General features: G+C 59.0%; 13 protein-coding genes and 1 pseudogene. 7 read left to right on the top strand and 7 right to left on the bottom strand.

All coding sequences use genetic code 11. From position 1 onward, the window contains the following. The first annotated feature begins 3 nt into the window (after window positions 1-3). Window positions 4-3,297 carry a DUF499 domain-containing protein gene (locus EN861_RS33190; RefSeq protein WP_135867691.1) on the top strand — a complete coding sequence of 1,098 codons (3,294 nt, stop codon included), beginning with the start codon at window positions 4-6 and terminating at the stop codon, window positions 3,295-3,297. Window positions 3,298-3,329: 32 nt separating this feature from the next. On the opposite strand, the gene EN861_RS33185 is transcribed toward EN861_RS33190, so the two are convergent. The 4 genes from EN861_RS33185 to EN861_RS33170 are packed head-to-tail and all read right to left on the bottom strand — an operon-like array spanning window position 3,330 to window position 7,021. Then, on the bottom strand, window positions 3,330-3,947 hold the full coding sequence (locus EN861_RS33185; RefSeq protein WP_135867690.1) for a hypothetical protein: 618 nt from the start codon (window positions 3,945-3,947) through the stop codon (window positions 3,330-3,332). Next, window positions 3,922-5,112, bottom strand: a complete 1,191-nt coding sequence (locus tag EN861_RS33180) for an XRE family transcriptional regulator (RefSeq protein ID WP_348630917.1) — start codon at window positions 5,110-5,112, stop codon at window positions 3,922-3,924. Before EN861_RS33180 ends, EN861_RS33185 begins: the two co-directional genes overlap by 26 nt. Beyond that, the gene (locus EN861_RS33175; protein WP_135867688.1) at window positions 5,109-6,464 is read right to left on the bottom strand and encodes a 7-cyano-7-deazaguanine synthase; all 1,356 of its coding nucleotides are present in this window, start codon (window positions 6,462-6,464) and stop codon (window positions 5,109-5,111) included. Before EN861_RS33175 ends, EN861_RS33180 begins: the two co-directional genes overlap by 4 nt. Beyond that, window positions 6,461-7,021: a hypothetical protein gene (locus EN861_RS33170; protein WP_135867687.1), complete on the bottom strand. Its 561-nt coding sequence runs from the start codon at window positions 7,019-7,021 to the stop codon at window positions 6,461-6,463. Before EN861_RS33170 ends, EN861_RS33175 begins: the two co-directional genes overlap by 4 nt. Before the next feature lie 277 nt (window positions 7,022-7,298). Here EN861_RS33170 and EN861_RS33165 point away from each other — a divergent pair, with 277 nt between their 5' ends. The 6 genes and pseudogenes from EN861_RS33165 to EN861_RS33140 all read left to right on the top strand — a co-directional run. After that, window positions 7,299-7,868, top strand: coding sequence for a hypothetical protein (locus EN861_RS33165; protein ID WP_135867703.1), 570 nt, complete (start codon window positions 7,299-7,301; stop codon window positions 7,866-7,868). Then, window positions 7,865-8,563: a hypothetical protein gene (locus EN861_RS33160; RefSeq protein ID WP_135867686.1), complete on the top strand. Its 699-nt coding sequence runs from the start codon at window positions 7,865-7,867 to the stop codon at window positions 8,561-8,563. The genes EN861_RS33165 and EN861_RS33160 overlap by 4 nt, the downstream gene beginning before the upstream one ends. Window position 8,564: 1 nt before the next feature. After that, a complete protein-coding gene (locus EN861_RS33155; RefSeq protein ID WP_135867685.1) occupies window positions 8,565-9,293 on the top strand; it encodes a protein phosphatase 2C domain-containing protein in 729 nt (242 codons plus the stop codon). Window positions 9,294-9,485: 192 nt separating this feature from the next. Further along, complete coding sequence (locus EN861_RS33150) at window positions 9,486-10,640, top strand: HNH endonuclease signature motif containing protein (RefSeq protein WP_210235206.1); 1,155 nt, start codon at window positions 9,486-9,488, stop codon at window positions 10,638-10,640. 226 nt (window positions 10,641-10,866) lie between these two features. Further along, the gene (locus tag EN861_RS33145; RefSeq protein WP_135867683.1) at window positions 10,867-12,006 is read left to right on the top strand and encodes a DUF3800 domain-containing protein; all 1,140 of its coding nucleotides are present in this window, start codon (window positions 10,867-10,869) and stop codon (window positions 12,004-12,006) included. 15 nt (window positions 12,007-12,021) lie between these two features. Continuing rightward, window positions 12,022-12,395: pseudogene (locus tag EN861_RS33140) on the top strand (transposase); the annotation flags it as partial. Window positions 12,396-13,790: 1,395 nt separating this feature from the next. Here EN861_RS33140 and EN861_RS33130 read toward each other — a convergent pair. The 3 genes from EN861_RS33130 to EN861_RS33125 form a co-directional block, all read right to left on the bottom strand. Further along, the gene (locus EN861_RS33130) at window positions 13,791-14,627 is read right to left on the bottom strand and encodes an alpha/beta hydrolase (RefSeq protein WP_135867702.1); all 837 of its coding nucleotides are present in this window, start codon (window positions 14,625-14,627) and stop codon (window positions 13,791-13,793) included. A 407-nt stretch (window positions 14,628-15,034) separates the two neighbouring features. After that, the gene (locus EN861_RS35650) at window positions 15,035-15,190 is read right to left on the bottom strand and encodes a hypothetical protein (protein WP_189343795.1); all 156 of its coding nucleotides are present in this window, start codon (window positions 15,188-15,190) and stop codon (window positions 15,035-15,037) included. Window positions 15,191-15,802: 612 nt separating this feature from the next. Continuing rightward, window positions 15,803-17,539: an adenylate/guanylate cyclase domain-containing protein gene (locus tag EN861_RS33125; protein ID WP_135867682.1), complete on the bottom strand. Its 1,737-nt coding sequence runs from the start codon at window positions 17,537-17,539 to the stop codon at window positions 15,803-15,805. Window positions 17,540-18,664 lie beyond the last annotated feature (1,125 nt).

Genomic DNA, 18,664 nt, shown 5'->3' with positions numbered 1-18,664 from the left:
ATTATGACGAACGCATTCGGGGCAAAACAAAACGTCGATGCAGCGCTGGAAGCCCTCCGTGTGGGGCTATCGCCCTATGTTGCGGAGCAGATGAAGCAGCGTCACGGAGCGAACTGGCGACAATTTGCCAGTCGTGCAGCCGGCGGCGATGGCAGGGGCGAACTGGATGTGTATGGATTGCTCAAGACCATCCTCGACAATTACGGCGAGGTTTTCCGGCATGATGCGCGCGTCCGCAAAGCCCGCAGCTATGTATCGCTCGCGCTAGATGCTCGCAACTCGTCCTCGCATTTTGACGGCATGATGCAGGACCGCGAGGCGTTGCGTTATTTGGATGCTATTCGTGAACTTCTGGAAGCGGTTGGCGCCAAGCCGCAGGTGAAGATCGTCGACCAGCTCTATGAACGGCAGAAATCGGCCAACCCTGCCGCCGCAAAGCAAATCACGAAGGAAGAAGCGCGGCTCGAAGAGCCGCCGATGTCTGAAAAATTGCAGCCTTGGCGCGAAGTGGCGCAGCCCCACCCGGATGTTTTGGAGGCGCGTTTTACTGATGCGGAGTTTGCAGCAAATCTTGCGCACGTTGATCAGGGGATTGGCTCAGAAGAGTACACGGACCCACTAGCATTCTATCGCATCACTTACTTGACCGAAGGCCTCAGCCGCGTGCTGCGGTCTGCCGCAGAACGGTTCGCGAAGAAGGGCGGTGATCCCGTAATCGGACTTCAGACGAATTTTGGCGGCGGCAAAACCCATACCATGCTTGCGCTCTACCATCTCGCCGGAGCGCGCGCTGCCAAGTATGCGCCTGAGACACTCCATGGCATGAAGTCGATTTTCGACGCAGCTGGCGTCGGGACATTGCCGGAAGTGAAAAGGGCTGTTTTCGTCGGCACTCACAAGGGGCCGAGCGAGGTCATGCATTCAAGTGATGGGCGGCAGGTGCGAACCGCCTGGGGATACATCGCCTACTGCCTGGGAGGTTGGAAGGCCGTTGATCTTATCGCGGACTCCGAAAACCACCGCACCAACCCAGGCTCTGAGCGACTGGTATCAATCCTTGAACAGGCCTCGCCCTGCTTGATCCTGCTGGACGAAGTGGTGGCGTTCGCAAAACAGCTTCGCGGCGAAGAATACGAAGCCTTCCATGCGTTCATTCAGTCACTGACTGAAGCAGCCGCGTCGGTGTCGGGGGCCATGGTGATCGGGTCTTTACCCGAGTCTGACATGGAGGTTGGTGATCAGCGCGGTGTTGATGCGCTGCGCCGCCTTGAGAAGCTGTTTGGTCGCGTGCAGTCCGCTTGGACCCCGGCAAGCGGCACTGAAACCTTCGAGATCGTGCGCCGTCGCCTGTTCCAGAGTCTGGACGATGACGGCGAGAAGGCACGGGATGTCACGATCCAGGCATTCAGCAAAATGTACCGAGACAATCCCGCGGATTTTCCTCCAGAAACGCGCGAGGCTCCCTATCGCGAAGAAATGAAGCGGGCCTATCCGATCCACCCTGAAGTGCTTAAGCGGTTCTCGGAGGACTGGTCGACGCTGGAGAAGTTTCAGCGGACCCGCGGCATCCTAAAGATCATGGCCAATGCCATTTACGCACTTTGGAGGGCACAAAGCACTGCGCCGATGATTACCTTAGCGCTGTTGCCGCTCTCCGAAGACAAGGTTCGCACTGCAATCCTGGAGCCCCTGGACAAATCTTATGGACCTATTGTGCAGGCAGAGGTCGATGGGTCCATGGCCTTGCCGGCGAAGATGGAGGCTACTCGAAAGAGATTCGGCGATGTAATTGCTGCCACGCGCGCCGCGCGTGCCGTGTTTCTTGCAACGGCCCCGCATATGGGCTCCATGCGCGGCGGGCTGACAGGTCCTGCGCTGCGGTTAGCATGCGCGCAACCAGGCGATCAGATTTCCATCTTCGGGGACGCCCTACGAGAGCTCTCAGAACGCTCGGCCTACCTCTACCGGGAAGGAGACCGCTACTGGTTCTCAACGCAGCCCACGCTCAACCGCATTGCAGATGAACGAGCAAAGGACGTGTCGGCAGAAGATGCTGATGGAGAAATCATTGCGATCTTGCGAAAGGAGCAGGCTCATAAGGGCGGGTTCCACCGCGTGCATGCAGCGCCCGAGAATCCGCTGGATGTTGAGGACGGACGCGCAGTTGCGCTAATCATTCTCCCGCCCGCATTCAGTCACGCCCTCAGAACTGATGACCTCAGTGCAGCCGAGCGAATCGCCACGGAGACAATACAGCGTCGCGGTTCGGGGCAACGTCGCTATCGCAACTCAGTGATTTTCGTAGCAGCTGATGATAGCGGCCTCGATTCTTGCCGAGAGATCGCTAGGAAGTATCTCGCCTGGAACTCCATCGTGCAGGATGAAGCGATGGCCGAAGGGCTTACCAAGGCCCAGTTTGACGATGCTACTTCGCGCATGCGGCAAGCGGCTGAAGGACTCGCGCAGCGCGTTCGGAGCACTTGGTCACATGTAATCTATCCCGCCGCTTCCAAGGATGCTGCAAATGGGACAGGCGCTGCGTCAGGCTTCAGTCTTGAGCATTCGTCGGTGGTTAACCGGGCGCCCGGCAAGCCCATCCCGCAAGTGGTTTACGACAAGCTGAAAGCGGCTGGGGTGATTGTTGATGACCTGGGGCCAGACACCTTGCTCGCAGACCTGCGAAAGGTCTGGGGCGAGGATACGCCGCACGTCCTGGTAGCTACTCTGCTCGACTGGTTTGCGTCATATGTCTATCTATCGCGGCTGCGCGATGATGCCACTTTGACGCTCTCGATTGAAAAACTCATAAGTAAGATCGAGGCACCGGTTGCGTTTGCCAAGAGCTTCAACGATGCGGATGGAAGCTACCTCGGAGTGACGCAATGGAGCGCGGCTCTGGGGACCGCTACTGCGGCCGGGTTGCTCGTTTGGCGCAAGGCGCTTCCGAATCGAGAATCGTCCGCAAGTGCAGCAAATGACGGAAACGTCGCGAAGGACGGGGGCGTCGCAACACCTGCCGGTCAGGCGCGGTCGGATACGGCGAGCGGCCAGAAACAACCCAAGAGATTCTATGGATCGGTTACGCTCGACCCTGACAAGGCCGGGCTGCAGGTGGCAGCCATTGCGAAGGAAATTCTCTTCGAGTTGACGCGGCCTGCCGGCTCATCGCTCAAGATCACCCTTGAGATTGAAGGCTCGTCTTCGGGAGGGTACCCGCCAGACGTCGTAGACGTCGTTCGCGCCAATCTTCGAGACTTGAAGCTTGATGTAAGCGAAGTCGGCTTCGAAGATAATTAGGGTACGATGGGGCACTCTGGCTCCCTACATCGTCAGGCTGTCCGGATTGCAGATTGCCGCACCAGCCGCGGCAGGCTGGGGCAGTCGGCTGCCGCTTCAACGCCGATCAGCGTCACTACCTCACCCATGAATTCCGAGGGCACCCGCATCCGGCCTTTCTGCAGAGCGTTCAGCATAGCCTCAGCCTGGTCAGCACTCCCGAGCCCTTGGGCATGAAGAAGCCATTCTGCGGTGCAGCCCCGGATGACATCGGGGAAGTGCTTCGCGCACATTCGCCGTGCCTTCTTTTCATCGAGCATCGCTACGGCGCGCAATTCCACCGCCGCAGCAATCGTTGCTGCCTCGCCGTCGTCAAGCGTCTCGCCATAGGTACCGTCGAGAAGCATTTCATAGACCCCCAACGCTGCCTGTCCGAGCCGGATAGGTTCGACTAATCCTTGGGCAACAAGCTGATCGAGCTGCGCCCCATCATCATGTCCGAATTTTGCCCCCAACATCAGCTCTTGGCTGGCGTTCTCGGGAACCAGAATGCGACAAGAAGTAAGCGCCAGCACGCGCCGCGCGTGGCCGCTGGCGTTGAGCCCTATTATTACGCTGGCATCGGCAATCAGAGTGCTTCCCGGCTTAGCGGGGAATGCGGACGAGTTCATCGGCCTCGCTCTCCTCGCGCTCAGCGCCATCCAAAACTTCGCGTATCCCGTGGAGGTCGACCTGGAGCATCCGCGCCAGTTGGCCCTCGCTATACAACTCCTTCTTCCACGCTTCCCTGGCCAGAAGCGCGAGCCGGGGCGGAACAAGACCGCGCGCCATGCCCCTGTATGCGGGAACTTCTGGGGCAACACCCAACACCTGGCGCACGTCGCTGTCACTAATGCCGCCGTTGGAAACGAACCAGTCCCAGGTTCCCGGGCGTGCAAGTCCCAACTCTTCCAGACGCCGAACCATTGCTTCGCGCGAAACGCCGGACGCATGAGCCAGCAAGATTACATGGCGGCGGGACAGATGCGATTGCCCGGCCGTGATTTCCGCGAAGCGCTGGCGAACTTCCCGCCCTGGCGTCAGAAAGCAGCGCTGGAAAATGTTGGCATAGCGCTCTTCACGCGATACGAAACGCTCATCCTCAGTCAAAACTTCAGGCTGACGGCGCGTTGATACGAAATGCGCGAGCTCATGCGCTCCGGTCTGGGTCAGCCGTTCGTGGGGGTGAGAAGCATTCAGCAAAATGCATGCGCCGACCCGCTCGTCATAGGCGAACAATCCCGCCACCTTGCCGTCAAGCTTTCGAACGTACACCCGGACGCCCAGCTGCAGGTCCAGGATGGACACGATATCGGTAATTGGCCCGGGACCTAGACCCAGCCAGTCACGAAGTTCCTGCGCGTGCTGCTCCGCCTGCGTATACAGATCACCGGGGAGCAGCGGCCGTTCGGGCGGGTAGCGGCGCTCCCGCACAATACCAAGCGAATCCTCGAGCTCGACCTCCGCCCGTACCAGGTCGTTGAGCAGGCGCGTCGCCCGTTCAACGTCTTCATCCTCGCTTTCATGCAGCTTCCGAAAGCGCGGCACCATGTCCAAGTGCACGGCAGCGCGTCGCAGGATCGCGTTTGCAGAGGTGTTATAGGCTGCGGCAAGTTTTTGCAGTTCGTCCATCTGGACGCGGCGCTTTCCTTGCTCGATGGCAACTATCGTCGTGCGCGCCGCTCCGATCAGATCGGCGGCCGCGGCTTGCGTAATTCTACGGCTTTCCCGGGCGAGGCGCAGACGTTCACCGATCTCCGCGTCAGACAGGCGCTCTTGGGGCTCAATCATGTTCATGCCCGCGTCCATTGCCTTAGGAATGAACGCGCTCCCTTTTCCCGTAAGAAGTTATTCCACTCGGCGCTATGCCGCTGGAGCACAGAGACCAGTTTCTCTTCGACTTCTGAATGCGGGATGCCGGTCGCTCCAGAAGCCAGCAAAGCGTGACGCCGCAGTACCGGTCGATGGATCGGAAGGACGAGATCAGCCAGGTGATCCAGATGCTGCGTTCCTGCTATCGCGTACTCACGCAAGGCCAGGCCCCGCATTTTGAAGCCGGGCTGTATTCCTTCCTCGAACGTGGCGGCCGTGAGGTTGCTACACGCATAGCCGCTGTCATCATCATGAAGGCCGGCTGCGTGAACACTCATGCGGCGCAGCATGCAGGCCGCGCAGACGCCGCATTGCACCAGTACGCCGTTCAGGGAACAGTGGCGGGCGCTCTGCCAGCAAGATCGCGTGCCGTGCCAGTCGTCGCTGTCCGGCAAGGCCGCATAGGCCTTAAGCGTTTCGCCCTTGGTCGACCAGATACGCGGAAAGATGAAGCGCAGCGGATGCTTCAGGAGCGCCGTCAAAAATTGCTCCATGCGCCGCGTGAAGAGGGGATGGCTGCGAAAGTCGGGATAGGCCTGCGCCGAAGACGTGACGAGAGCAGGCCCGAAGATTCCTTGACCGCTTTCAGGGAGAACTATCTCGGATGCGCCGGTAAGATAAGCGGCGATCCCACTGACCAGCCCGAACTTGAAGCCGCGACTACGGGCGCTCGTCTCGCCGGAGGCCTTAACGTTATAAGGCACGGCCGTGAAAGGAACTGGCTCGCCTGGCTCTGGAAGACCTGCCTTCCTCGAGCCAACCCTCACGCGCACCAGCTTGCGTCCGAGTTCCTGCGCAGTGAGTCCGGCAACCGCGCGGGAGTCCATGCCGTCGCTATACGCGATGACCGCATCGGTGGTGACGCTGAACTGAAGGCACTCCTGGGAGGGGCGCGGCGTCGCTTCGTCGCGCCGGACGAAATCGAAGACCCAGTCATCGCCGGTCAGAAAGCCGGCGGCGTCCCGAAGGGCATTGTAAACCGATGGCTCTTGCCATCGCTCGGGCTCGAGCACTGGAACGCGCAGCGTGAAGTCGCGGCGCCAGCCGAGTTTGGGGCGAGCGAACGTCCGATCCGCGTATTCGATGGATGCGGCTACGACCATCGCATCGTAGATGACGGGCTCCCAGTTCGCGAACGCATAGGATTCAAGAGCCGCGGTGCTGCAGCTGAAACTCGCGCCCATATCGAAGGCGTGCCGGCCGCGTCGCGGGCGTCCGGACGGAACCGTGTCGATGGCATGGACAGGCACCTTTACCTTGTAAGGAGCTAAGGTCATGGCAGGGGCGGCCCGTCATCAATGCCGGTCTGGCGCGGTACCTCAACGGTGCGGCGGGATGGCGGACGATCGGACGCAAGCAGGTCGCGAGCCATGCTGCTGCGATCCATCTTGCCCAGGGCATCTTCAAGGCGCGTGCGCACCGTCCGGCTTGCCCGCGCTCCGGCTTCCCGCTGATAGTGCTCGTCAATCTGCCGCAAAGGAGCACGGGCACAATCTTCCAAGGCGGCCGTAAGCGCCGTGGCCGTTCCCGTCTCCCCGGCTGCGCCCGTGGACGCTGCCTCAACGGCGCAGTCAATGAGGCTATTCGCGGCAGCCGAGCGGGGATGGCGCGCGCGAAGCGCTTCCAGCTTCTCGATGCGCATGTTCGGAAACAGCGTGTCGCTGTTCATGATGTCGCGAACGGGAGCGATGGGCGCCGCCAGAATGTCCCTCCTGAGCGCCTGTGAGAACGTGGCGCAGACATCATCGAGCGTGTGGGCGAGGTTCGCCGCCCGCTGCGCGGTGGTTTTCCAGTGGGGCCGCATATTCAGACTGCGATGGGGACCATCACTCATAACGATTCTCCAATGTCAGGATAGTAAGTCAAAAATGCTGACAATGTCAAATTCTGAGGACTAAGCGCTCTGGCCTGGTTAGCCGTGGTAAAGAGCTGGTCTGTTGGGGAGCAGGTTGCCTGACCGGTTGGGCAGGAGAATTCCCCCTAATTCATTGTCATAATTATGTGTTTTGGCGCATCCCGCTCCGCCCTTGTCTCATTCTCATTGACAGGAGACGGGCTGATATGATGCTATGTCCTTAGTCCTAGGACAGAGGACACGTCGCATGAATGGAATGAAAAGTCAGGATATCGTGGTGCTTCTGAAGCTGGTGAGCTTGCAGGAGCAGGAAGGGCTAGTTGGCTCCGGGGAGCCTCACTGGGGCATTCCGGGCGAGGCCCCTTATTCTGTCCGTGGCCTGGAGTCGCTCGTTGGAATCAGCAAGAGCGAGATCAACGCTTCTATCAAGCGAAGCCTATCATCGGGACTAGCCATCAAAGATCGGGAGACGGGACGAGCCAATCCCCATCGTCGCAATCTGCATAACTTTATCGTCCATGGGCTGAAGTTTGTGTTCCCGGCAAAAGCCGGGGGGATGACGCGCGGCATACCCACGGCGTTTGCCGCGCCCATGCTCAAGGGGCTGCTGGTAAGCGGGGGTGACTACATACACATCTGGCCGTACGCAGAAGGTCGTGACATGGGGCAATCGGTAGAGCCCCTATTCAAGAGCGTGCCTGAAGCTGTCCAGAAGGACGAACGGCTGTACGAGTACCTAGCCCTCGTCGATGCCATCCGGCTCGGAAATCAGCGTGAGGCGGGTCTGGCGGGGCAGCGGCTTTCCGAGAGGCTTTTGAACAAATGACCGTCAGGGGCCAGCTGCTTTTCATGCTGCAGACAGTCGCCGAGGCGCTGGGCGGCGACTTTCGGGAGCGCCTGGTATTTGTCGGCGGGTGTACGACCGCTCTTTTCATCACCGACGAAGTGACCCTTGAGGATGTCAGGGCGACTGACGATGTCGACCTCATTGTCGACCTGGCGGGATACGCGGGCTGGGCGCAGTTGCAGGAAGAGCTAAGGAAGCGGGGATTTGCTGAGTCGCAGGAAGACAGTGTCATCTGCCGGATGCGGCTTGGCGACCTCAAAGTCGATTTCATGCCGGACGACCCTGACATCCTCGGCTTCAGTAACCGCTGGTACGCTAGAGGGATAGAAACGTCCGTCGATCATGCCCTGACGGGCGAGCTGACGATCAAACACCTGGCCCCGGAATTATTCGTCGCGACAAAGCTTGAGGCCTATCTCGGCCGCGGCGAAGGCGATCTCTTCATGAGCCGTGATCTGGAGGACATCCTCCTTATCGTCGATGGCCGGCCGGAAATCGTCGATGAAATCCTCGGAGCCGATGCCGAAATCCGCCAGTTCATCGCCGCGCAGTTTGCGGCGCTGCTTGAAGATGCCGATTTCGAATATTTCCTTGAAGGCAATGTCCGCGGGCCCGCGGGCCGCTCGGATATCGTTCGGGATCGCTTTGTCGCCATAAGCCGCGGTGGTGACTGATATGGTGGTGGCCGTTAAGTGGATAAGCCAGTCCGGCAAGAGGACCAAAGATAACCGGGATTGCGCCGGGGTCGGCATTCGCAAAGAGGGCGCGCTTTGTGTTGTTCTGGATGGTTCGACGAGCGGGCCTCACAGTGGAGAGCTTGCCCGGCAGATCAGCCGGGCGCTGGTCGACTGGTATCTCAGCGTAGAGGGCGAGATAGCAAGCGAAGTAATCACCGGGCGCATGCGGGAAATACACGGCGCTCTTTCTAAAGAACACCCACGCGATTCAGCCAGCTATATGATCGCGCATTTCCGCAGCCCAAGCGAGGTCGTGGTGCTGCACGCCGGTGATTGCCTCTTGGGAAGATATGACGAAAAGGGCGGCATAGACTGGGTGAGCCGGCCGCATACGCTCGCCAATGTCGCAGGCAATGTGTCCATACCGGACATCGTAGCTGTTCCGGCCCGCCAGCGTTTGACCCGCAGCTTCCGCGCGAGAGAATTCATGGCCCCCGACGTGATGGGATTAAAGTTTGATGGAGAGCTGGTGATAGCCACGGACGGGTTCTGGGCGGAGCTCAATGCGGGCGATCAAACCCTGTTCCTCGATGGCAGCGATGTCCCGATGAGGACTGAAGGAGACGACAGAAGCGTCCTCCGCCTGCAGCTGCTGGAGAGTGCCGAAAACGGCGATGTGCAATGCTTGCGAGAGACTGACAATCTCTATGCGAAGTTCCTGGCGTGATCCCTCTGGCATATGTTTTGCTCCTGTATGGACGTGCTTGACACCTCTCCCGGAGGTGGGCAGACTTCTCCTGGTGCATGTGAGCATAAGACCGCGCCTGGCACCCTCGGATATTGCGGCCATTAAGTAATCCAGCACCGGTATGGTCCGGCAAGGCTGATGAATCCCGCAACCAACATACGGGGGCGTGCCATGCACGACACGGATGCGTTCGCGCGGATGCCGGCACTGGATTCAGGGGCCGAGCAGCCGCCACAAAATGAAATTCTTTCTACGTTCGAGAAGGTCCTTGAGGTCGCCTACAAGCAGGAAACTTACCTTGTACGGGACAACGGCGCGGTATTCAGGTGCGTCCGCCCGAATGCCCGTCGTAGGAAGCTGGATGAGGTCTGGACGTTCGGAACCTTCAACCGGCATTCCGGCTACTTCGAGATAGTCGGGCATGTGGTTCACCGCATCGTCGCGACCGCCTTCCATGGACCTGGGCCATCGCCCGATCATGTTGTCGATCACGTCGACACCAACCGGCTGAATAACCGCCCGGAAAACCTGCGCTGGGTAACGCGGCTGGAAAACATCCTTCTCAATCCCATCACCCGCAATCGCATCATTATCTCGTATGGCTCTCTTGAGGCCTTCTTCGAGAACCCGGGCGCGTCCTTTGTTCCGAAGTGGGAGTGGATGAAGGTCGTCACCAAGGAGGAGGCGCAGGAAAGCCGCAAGCGCCTGCTTGCGTGGGCAGAAGCTGGGCAGGCGGGCAGCGGCGGGGTACTCGGCGATTGGGTTTATAGGCCTGCACCGCATCAATCCGCCCCGGCACCGGACGATTTCGATGCATCGCCGCTGAGTGCCATTCTGCGCGAGGCCTTCGAAGTGCCGACATCCACGTCAGGCGTTGAAGGCGCCGCGCCGCGTCGCCAAGGCTACATCATGGCCATGGCTCCGCAGCCTGAAACACTGGATACGCGCTCGCTGACGGCGCAGGCCGTTCAGAGGAAGTGGAAGACCCCAACGGAGTTTCCAAACTGTCCCGAGGCGATGTCGACGAATGTCCTGCAGGAGTATCTTGCGCGCCTTACGCCGGCCGCAGTCTTTGGCCGCAACCAGTATGGCGATAACACCGTCATCGAAGCGGCGATCGGGCCGGACGGCGCGCTGTCAGTCGTTTGCAATACGCCTTCGTCGATCAAGGGCTGGAGCCATGCGCGCGTCTTCATGGAAGGCGAGTTATTCTGCCATGAGTCGGGCGGCATGTTCTTCACCTTGGAGGGCGCGATGAAAGCACATTGCCTTGCGATCGGCGCGCCCACGGACAGATATGAGGATTCAATCGACGATTATTGCTAGGGCGCACCCTTTCGGGCCGGGCTCTAGGCGTGCCCCAAGCCGCTAGGCGTCTCGGCCCGAGGAGCACGATCCCTTGCGCGAAGAGTAGGTTCGGGAACACACCACCAAAGCAGAGGGCTATCGTCTGGAGCCGTGAGTCGCCCTCCTGCGGTGAGGCGACGCACGGCTCCAGACCAAGCAGATTTGACCCATCAATAGAAAAGGGCGGGGGAACCCGAAGATTGAAATGTATTGTTATGTCGATGAGAGCGGGAACACGGGACTGGAGCTGTTCGACCCCAACCAGCCGACATTGTACTATGGCCTGCTGAGCGCGCCCGCCAATCTAGACATTGTGGCAGAGCCGCTGCTGAAGGAACTGCGAAAAAATTTAGGCGTGAAACGCCTTCACGCGAACGAGCTTGGCGTTGCACGGCTCACGACGGTCGCGGAGAGCCTGACGCGATTCAGCAAGAAGAACGATTTGCGTTTCTCCATGCTGAAAGTCAGAAAGCCGGATCATGCGCTTATCTGCTTTTTCGACCAGGTCTTTGACTCCGGTCTGAACAAAGCCGTGTCATGGCATCACTATTTCACGCCTTTGCGCTACCCCCTGCTGTTTAAGGTCGCATATCTTTTCGACGAGCCACTCGCGAAAGAGGCATGGAAAGCTCGACGAGAGAAGAATACGGCCCGCGCCGCGCAAATGCTTACGAAACTTTGCAATGACCTACTGCCGCGTGTGAAAACACTGCCAGACGCGCGGTCGCGCGAACTGGTTTCCGGCGCGCTAAGGTGGGCGGCCGCAAACCCGGAAGAAGTCAGCTACGGGGCGGGCAACTACGACTCGGCGTTGCAAATATCCCCCAACCTCATTGGATTTCAGCAAGTTCTGCAAACCATGGCCATACAATCTACGGCACGGAAAAAGCAGGTGAGAAAAATCACCGTTGATCGCCAAACAGAATTCAACGGCGCGCAGGGCGAGTTAGCCGAGTTTTACAGACGCCTGCGGGGGCACAAGGGCGAGATGGGACCGGGTATGCCGACTTTTGACTACTCGCTTATGCCGGAGGTTCCGCCCACCTTCACGCCTGGCGATGCCAGCGCAGGTCTTGAGCTCGTGGACATCACGCTCTGGATTACCAAACGCCTTGAAGACGACAAACCTGTTTCACCGGAACTGAGAGAGCTTTTCTGGAAGCAGGCAAAGCGTGGCTTGACCGATGAAGTCTCGTTGAGAGCAATCGAAAAGCGATGGCAGCATATCATGGACTTGCCCGAGCCCGACAAACCGCTGCCTGAAGAGTTGCAAAACCACTTCAAGGAAATGGAGGAGCGGCGGAAAAAAGAAGTCGAGAAATTGCCGACCGGAAAGGCAGCCTAGAGGTGGTTTTGGAACATTGGCGCGCTCAACGCACCGGCGCTGGCCGCAGCGGTCGGCGACGTGTCGGCGTTTACCAAGGGACGTGACTTTGCTGCCTGGCGTGGGGCTTGTTCCACGCCAGATCACGACCGGCGGCAAGCCGCGGCTGACCGGGATAAGCAAGCGCGGGAGCACCTATATGCGCGTTCTGTTGATACATGGCGAGCGAGCGGCACTGCCATATCTGGCGCGAATGGACGCTCAACTCGGCGCCTGGGCTGCAGGCATTGCTACAGCGCGCCAAGCGCAACGTGGTGGTCGTTGCGCTTGCCAACAAGCTGGCCCGGATCGCCTGGGCCGTGATGTCAAAGCGACACCCTTATGAAGCTGTAACGGCCTCGGAAGGGTAACGAGTTGGTCGAGCGGGCGCGTCCCGGCATCTGTTCGGCCGCATGAAGTCTGCGGGAGGATGTACATAGAGATGGCCCAACGGTTGATCGGCGTTCGGCAAACCTGTCGGCAGGCAGCGGCCCTTTCGAGGTCGTGTATCTTGTTAGGAGCCGGGCGCGCGAATCTCCATCTTGGCAGGGCGCCCAAAGCGCCGAGGCCGGATACATTGGTGCAGACCGAGTGTGCCTCTCAAGACATTCCGCTTGCAGACGGGGCGGGCCATACATTGCCTGCGGCCGCGCCGATCGCGAGACGGCCGGACCGCGCCGGATTGCCTGTGACGATGCTCCGTCACTCCGATGGAAAAGTGCGCCACGACGGTTCCCGTGCTGCAAATAAGCAGCGCTGCTACCCCGTCGCAGAGCGCGGAAGACTGCACGGCGCATCGGGACTCGAGGCCAGAATACGGAATCGCGGAATCGAGCATAGAATAGTGTATTATCGTAGATTAGGAGAGGACGACGATGGCGAATAAGTCTCGCAAAATACGACCGATTAAGACGGCTAGATAAAAGCCCGCAACGTGCGTGCTCTGACGGTCGTTTGTTTTCAATTAGTTACGCAGCAATTTCACAATGTCTGAATATTCGCGGCACCTTGCGGCAATGATGATTCCTGAATGTTTTCGATGGCTTAATGCAATGTGCAGTGCTTCGGGCAATGACCGGGCAAGGGTTGGAGCCGGCAAGGGGGAGTTCGGAGTGCCGGCGCTTGGCCGTGGGGCCATCCATCCTGACATGATGCGCGAGCCAACGTGGTACGGTGGTCATAGTCGCGATGTCCGATATGCCTTTGGGAGCGAAGAGGAGAGATCACCAGGATCAGGTTCAACCGCCGCGCCTTGCTCGCCCACTCAGGCGCCGCCGCCTTCGGCTCAACAGTGGTGGCGAAGGCTTGTGACACAGAGAGCGCGCGTCGAGACCTTGTGCCAACCGACGAAGTGAAGGCGTTGATTGAGGTGCATGTGACGGCATACGCCGCGTTCGGCAAGGCCATCCATAAGATGGGTGGCAGCAGTCGCGACCACGACAGAGCCAGCCGGGAAGAGCAAAGGGCGTTATTGGCCATTTGCGCCTACCCTGCGGTCAGCGGTGGGGATCGCCTGGCCAAGGCTCGATATCTTGGAGATCGAAGCGCGTGGCGAACTGGACCTGCCAGAGCACATTCGGGCTCTTCTTCGTTCGACGATTTTCGAGGGATGAGACTGCAGCCCGGTTGGCCTCCTTCAGGTCATCCGAAGACCGCCAACTAGCAGAAGCGCGTCGAGGCTTTCCGACCTCCGCTTTGCGCCTCACACCAGCCGTAGGCGGTCGTCGGCCACCCCATTCGAAGCAGACATCGAAAGCGGCGGTGATTCAGGCGCGTATGAAAGCGAGCAGGTCGGAATTGATCACGTCGGCATTCACCGTGCACATACCGTGCGAAAAGCTGGGATAGACTTTGAGCGTGCTGTTCCTGAGCAGTTTGGCCTGGAGCAGTGACGCATCCTTGTAAGGTACGACTTGGTCGTCGTCGCCCTGCAGGACGAGCGTCGGCACAGTGATCGCCTTCAGATCTTCAGTCTGATCGGTCTCCGAGAAGGCCTTGATGCCGTCATAGTGGGCCTTGGCGCCGCCCATCATTCCCTGGCGCCACCAGTTCTGGACAATGCCCTGCGAAACTTGCGCGCCCGGCCGGTTGAAGCCGTAGAACGGCCCCGAGGCCAGATCGAGAAAGAACTGCGCCCTGTTGGTGGCCAGTGCCGTTCGGAAGCCGTCGAAGACTTCGATCGGTGTGCCGCCAGGATTGTTCTCTGCCTCGAGCATCAGCGGCGGAACGGCGCTGATCAGTACAGCCTTGGCGACGCGCCCCTGGGGTTGACCATACCTCGCAACATAGCGCGCCACTTCACCGCCGCCGGTCGAATGGCCGATATGCACGGCGTTTTTCAGGCTGAGATGTTCAGCCACGGCAGAGGCATCGGCCGCGTAATGATCCATATCATGACCCTCGCTGCCCTGTGTCGAACGGCCATGCCCGCGGCGGTCGTGGGCAATGACGCGGAAACCCTGATCCAGGAAAAACAGCATCTGCGCGTCCCAGTCATCCGAACTGAGAGGCCAACCATGATGAAACACAAGCGGTTGGGCATCCTTCGACCCCCAGTCCTTGTAGAATATCTGTGTCCCGTCACTGGCTTTTACGAATGTCATGGCTTCGGCTCCTGTTCCTTGAGGGGTGGGCTCCATTGCGTACTGAGCGATTGCAGTGAAAGGTGGGATGGACAGGACTGAGGCAGCCGCGACACCCAGCGCCAGGGCGGTTCGACGCGAGATAAAGCCCCTGTCGTCGCCTTCTGTCGGCGCTGGCGCGTGGGGTTCGGGCAAGCGTCCGAAAATCGTCCTCGATCCTGATGCGCGCATGCCAACCTCGCGTCGTTGGAAAACCCATTCGTGGTAACACTTGTGACGATGAACTTGATACTCTTGAGGACTGAGCGCCATTGCACGAGGGTGGTTCGCGATAAGCGATATGTCGCGTCCGCTAAACCTAGGTTTAGAGGACGCCGCATTATGCCCGTCCGCCCATGTCGGGGGCCAGTGCTGCGTAAGGCAGACACTTAAAGATTGAACAGATGTTTGATGCGTGCGGTCAGCGGGGCGACCGATTTCGGCCCCGCAACGCCGTGGAGCTGATCGAATTTGAACAGTTCTGCGGCGGTCCTTTTCGACATAATTGAACCGAGCTCGTCGGCAATAGCCGGTCGATCTCGCATGAGCGGCTCCAGCTCGTTCCGGGAAATCTCATAGACAACGACGGCAGTCAGCGCCTCGACGGACCCCGTCTCGCCCGTGACGGAGCCGCCGACAGTCCCATTCGGACGCTCTTTTGCCGACGATATTCGCCTCTCCGTCGCTGACGTTCGCTGCAATATCCATGGGCATTTATGTCCGATGCGGCGTCCAGTTTGCCTGGGGTTCTTGGAAGCTTTTCGAACTTCTTGGGTCGCTCATCAGCCCGAACTTCGGGGGTTGATGGGACAAATTGGGACGCAGGTTCGGTAGGCGCGTCGACTTTCTCGCGCAGGCCTCTTTGTCGGAGCCCCACACCAAAGGCACGCTATTCTCGTAGCTGACCGGCGGCTATGCGCCCAATATCAGTCGTCGAGCTAATCTTAACCGTTTCCCGAAAGCGGACATCCCTGCGAACAGCTGATGCGGTACGTTTGCCAGTTCGCCGCACACACCGAGCCCGCAAATGGCCTCGCAGGTGGCTAGGCGAGGCCAGATTGTTTTCTAATGTGCGCATAGAAGACGAAGCGAGTTGCGGCTGCCCGGAATATTCGCTTGGACCGGATCGATAGCGTGTGGAAACTTGAGATGCTGATTCATTCCGGAAAGCCAGCCTTACGAAGACCTTCGAGGTACATGTCTCGCAACGCCAGGTCGCGATAGGGCTGGGATTCGACCCAATGGCTTATCTTGAAATGGGGGTTTGTTGCGATATAGAGCTGAGCCTCTTCACGCGCTTCCTCTAACCTGCCGAGCACCGCCAGGATCGATGCCAAGTTAACCCTGGATTCCGTCCGATAGGTTGCGTCATTCCTCAGGGTCTTCACTGCTTCCTCATACTTACCGGCAGCGGATTGGGCTTCTCCGAGTAACCAGAAATACCAGCTCGGTGGGCGCGGATTCAGGCGCAATGCCTTCTCGAGGCAGGCAATGGCCTCTACGCCGCGACCTTCATAGGTCTTCAGATCTCCGAAGTTTGCCCAAGCATCGGCATCGTTCGGGTTGAGGCTGAGCGAAATCTCGTACTCCTTGGCAGATTCATCCCATTGGCGCTCTAGGAGGAGTATAAACGCGAGCACCCAATGCGTGCCAGAATTTTCGGGATCGAGTTCAACCGCCTTCCTTGCCGACGCCATAGACTGTTGACGAAGGGGATTCATCGGATAGTTCCTAAAGAGCCAGGCCTCGCATTGACTGATCGCCAACCAACGATAGGCATCCGCGTAGTTAGGATCGAGGGCAATGGCCCGCTCGAACAAGGGAATGGCCGAAACGCCCGCCTCTGTGGAGTATGCCCATTCAGCCCGGCCCCGTAGATAGAGATCATAGGCTCCCAAGTCCGTTGGCCGATAACGCTCCTTCAGGTTTGCCGCGGCCAACTTGCCGGCAAGCCCTTCCACAATCTTGCCGACGACTTCGTCTTGCGCAGCGAAGATATCGGCAAGGTCCCGGTCGAAGCGATCCGCCCAGATGTGCCCACCGGCGGGTGCATCGATCAGCTGGGCATTGATCCGCACGCGGTCCGCCACCCGTCGGGCGCTGCCCTCCAGTACATATTTCACGCCCAGTTCTCGAGCGATCTGGCGGGTGTCTACCGATCTGCCCTTATAGGCAAAGGACGAGTTCCGGGCGATGACGAAGAGCTCGGGCACTTTGGAGAGGTCGGTAATCAGATCCTCCGTCAATCCATCGACGAAATACGCCTGCTCGGCGTCAGCACTCATATTCACAAAGGGCAGGACGACTATTGACGGCTTGACGGGAAGAGAAAGTTCAATGACCGAGACCACCGCGGCGGCTCCATTGTGGCCCACGAGTCGATAGGCTTGGATCGGTCGATCTATGTTTTTGAGCGTCTGAGGGCCCAACGAAACGAATGAATGTGGGAGCTTGCCGTTAATCTGCTCGAAGACACTTCCCGAGATGCACAATCCCCCGGGCTCCGACAGCCTCTCGAGCCGAGCTGCGACGTTGACTCCGTCGCCGTAGAGATCGCCGCCCTCCACCATCACATCGCCGAGATTAATGCCAGCACGCAATACAATGCGTCGGTCCCCAGCCACGTCTGCATTCGCGATATCCATAGCTTTCTGCAATTCGACAGCGCAGTCTACGGCGTTGACTGCGCTTCCGAACTCTATCAGCGCGCCATCCCCGATAAGTTTGATGATGCGACCGTGATGTTTGGAGATCATCGGCTGAACGATCTCTCGACGCCGAGATTTGAGTGTCGCCAAGGTACCTACCTCGTCGCGCTCCGTGAGGCGGCTATAGCCAACCACGTCGATGGCCAGAATTGCAGCAAGGCGGCGTTGAACGCGTTCTTCGGACATCCCAAGGGTGCTCCCCAGCGCGACAAATTGTATTTGCATCACAAGGACGAGTCTATTCGCCCGATTTTCCGCTCTCGACCTGCCTCACCGAGCGCTTGTTCGCTAGCCATGTGGTGCCGAAGCAGAACACATGGGCAAGCGGGTTTACATCGTTATCGAGAGTGGGCAGGTATGTGGCGGTACCCTTAAGCGCCGGCTCCGGGACTAGGGCAGGTCAACGGCGTCCCGGAAAGAATCTGGCCGAGCAAAAAGGCAGAACGGCTGAAACCCCGGGTCGTAGGCTCGGTCAAATTCGTAAAGGCGAGGAGAAGCATCTTCGCGCGTCGGCCGCGAGCAAAGGCCTCCCAGCGTTCGTTGCTACCCATCAGCCGCGCATAAGCCCACCACGTCAGCCGCCAAGATTGCGGAGGAATGGGAATGTACGGGTGGCCTCCTACGGAGTCCACGAGCTGGAAAAGGCTCCCTCCTGATCCAACGCTGTCGCAGACAATATGCCCAGCTTGGACTTATATTAGCACAGGCGTATATTTCTGCGTCAGCCGAGCGGGGTTCTCCTGTTCCGGGCACCAAGCGACAAGTGACGTCGCATGATATTAGTGGGAGGAAGTTGTGGCAGATGAGATGTTGCCATGGCTATACGGCCTTCGAAGCAGGGGACTTCAACACGCTCGCGCAATTGATGGACGGTTCTTGCGCATGGCATAGCCCGGGGAAGAGCTTGATAGCGGGAGACTACAAAGGCCACGAGGCGATTTTTGGCTATTTCGAAAGGTTGGGAACCGAGACACAGGGGACGTTCAAATCAGAACGACGATGGATCGGTAGTGGCAGTTCATCGGGATACGGCAGTGCGAAACGGCAGACGGCTGGATGCGCTCACATGCATTGTCTACGATATCAAGGGTGGTAAGGTTGTAGACGGCCGTGAGTATACTTACGATCTCTATGCTTGGGATGCGTTCTGGTCATAGCGTGTCTGAACGTCGATTGCTTCGCGCGATCACAGCAAAAGCGATATCTGTTTTTTGAGGAAGTCACGATCCCGCCGAAAGCAACAGATGACCCCTAATGGCCGGCGCCGCTCTGTTCGCTCGACGTCCGTCAAAAGGTTGCCTCGAGGGAGGG

It is taken from the genome of Mesorhizobium sp. M8A.F.Ca.ET.218.01.1.1 (assembly GCF_004791165.1).
Taxonomy (GTDB): domain Bacteria; phylum Pseudomonadota; class Alphaproteobacteria; order Rhizobiales; family Rhizobiaceae; genus Mesorhizobium.
This window is presented reverse-complemented; position numbering and strand designations above follow the sequence as displayed.

Coding starts and splice junctions, on each gene's coding strand:
- EN861_RS33125 (WP_135867682.1), bottom strand. CDS start 17,539: ATGTCCGAAGAACGCGTTCAACGCCGCCTTGCTGCAATTCTGGCCATC.
- EN861_RS33155 (WP_135867685.1), top strand. CDS start 8,565: ATGGTGGTGGCCGTTAAGTGGATAAGCCAGTCCGGCAAGAGGACCAAA.
- EN861_RS33190 (WP_135867691.1), top strand. CDS start 4: ATGACGAACGCATTCGGGGCAAAACAAAACGTCGATGCAGCGCTGGAA.
- EN861_RS33170 (WP_135867687.1), bottom strand. CDS start 7,021: ATGAGTGATGGTCCCCATCGCAGTCTGAATATGCGGCCCCACTGGAAA.
- EN861_RS33180 (WP_348630917.1), bottom strand. CDS start 5,112: ATGAACATGATTGAGCCCCAAGAGCGCCTGTCTGACGCGGAGATCGGT.
- EN861_RS33175 (WP_135867688.1), bottom strand. CDS start 6,464: ATGACCTTAGCTCCTTACAAGGTAAAGGTGCCTGTCCATGCCATCGAC.
- EN861_RS33150 (WP_210235206.1), top strand. CDS start 9,486: ATGCACGACACGGATGCGTTCGCGCGGATGCCGGCACTGGATTCAGGG.
- EN861_RS33185 (WP_135867690.1), bottom strand. CDS start 3,947: ATGAACTCGTCCGCATTCCCCGCTAAGCCGGGAAGCACTCTGATTGCC.
- EN861_RS33145 (WP_135867683.1), top strand. CDS start 10,867: ATGTATTGTTATGTCGATGAGAGCGGGAACACGGGACTGGAGCTGTTC.
- EN861_RS33130 (WP_135867702.1), bottom strand. CDS start 14,627: ATGACATTCGTAAAAGCCAGTGACGGGACACAGATATTCTACAAGGAC.
- EN861_RS33165 (WP_135867703.1), top strand. CDS start 7,299: ATGAAAAGTCAGGATATCGTGGTGCTTCTGAAGCTGGTGAGCTTGCAG.
- EN861_RS35650 (WP_189343795.1), bottom strand. CDS start 15,190: ATGCGAGATCGACCGGCTATTGCCGACGAGCTCGGTTCAATTATGTCG.
- EN861_RS33160 (WP_135867686.1), top strand. CDS start 7,865: ATGACCGTCAGGGGCCAGCTGCTTTTCATGCTGCAGACAGTCGCCGAG.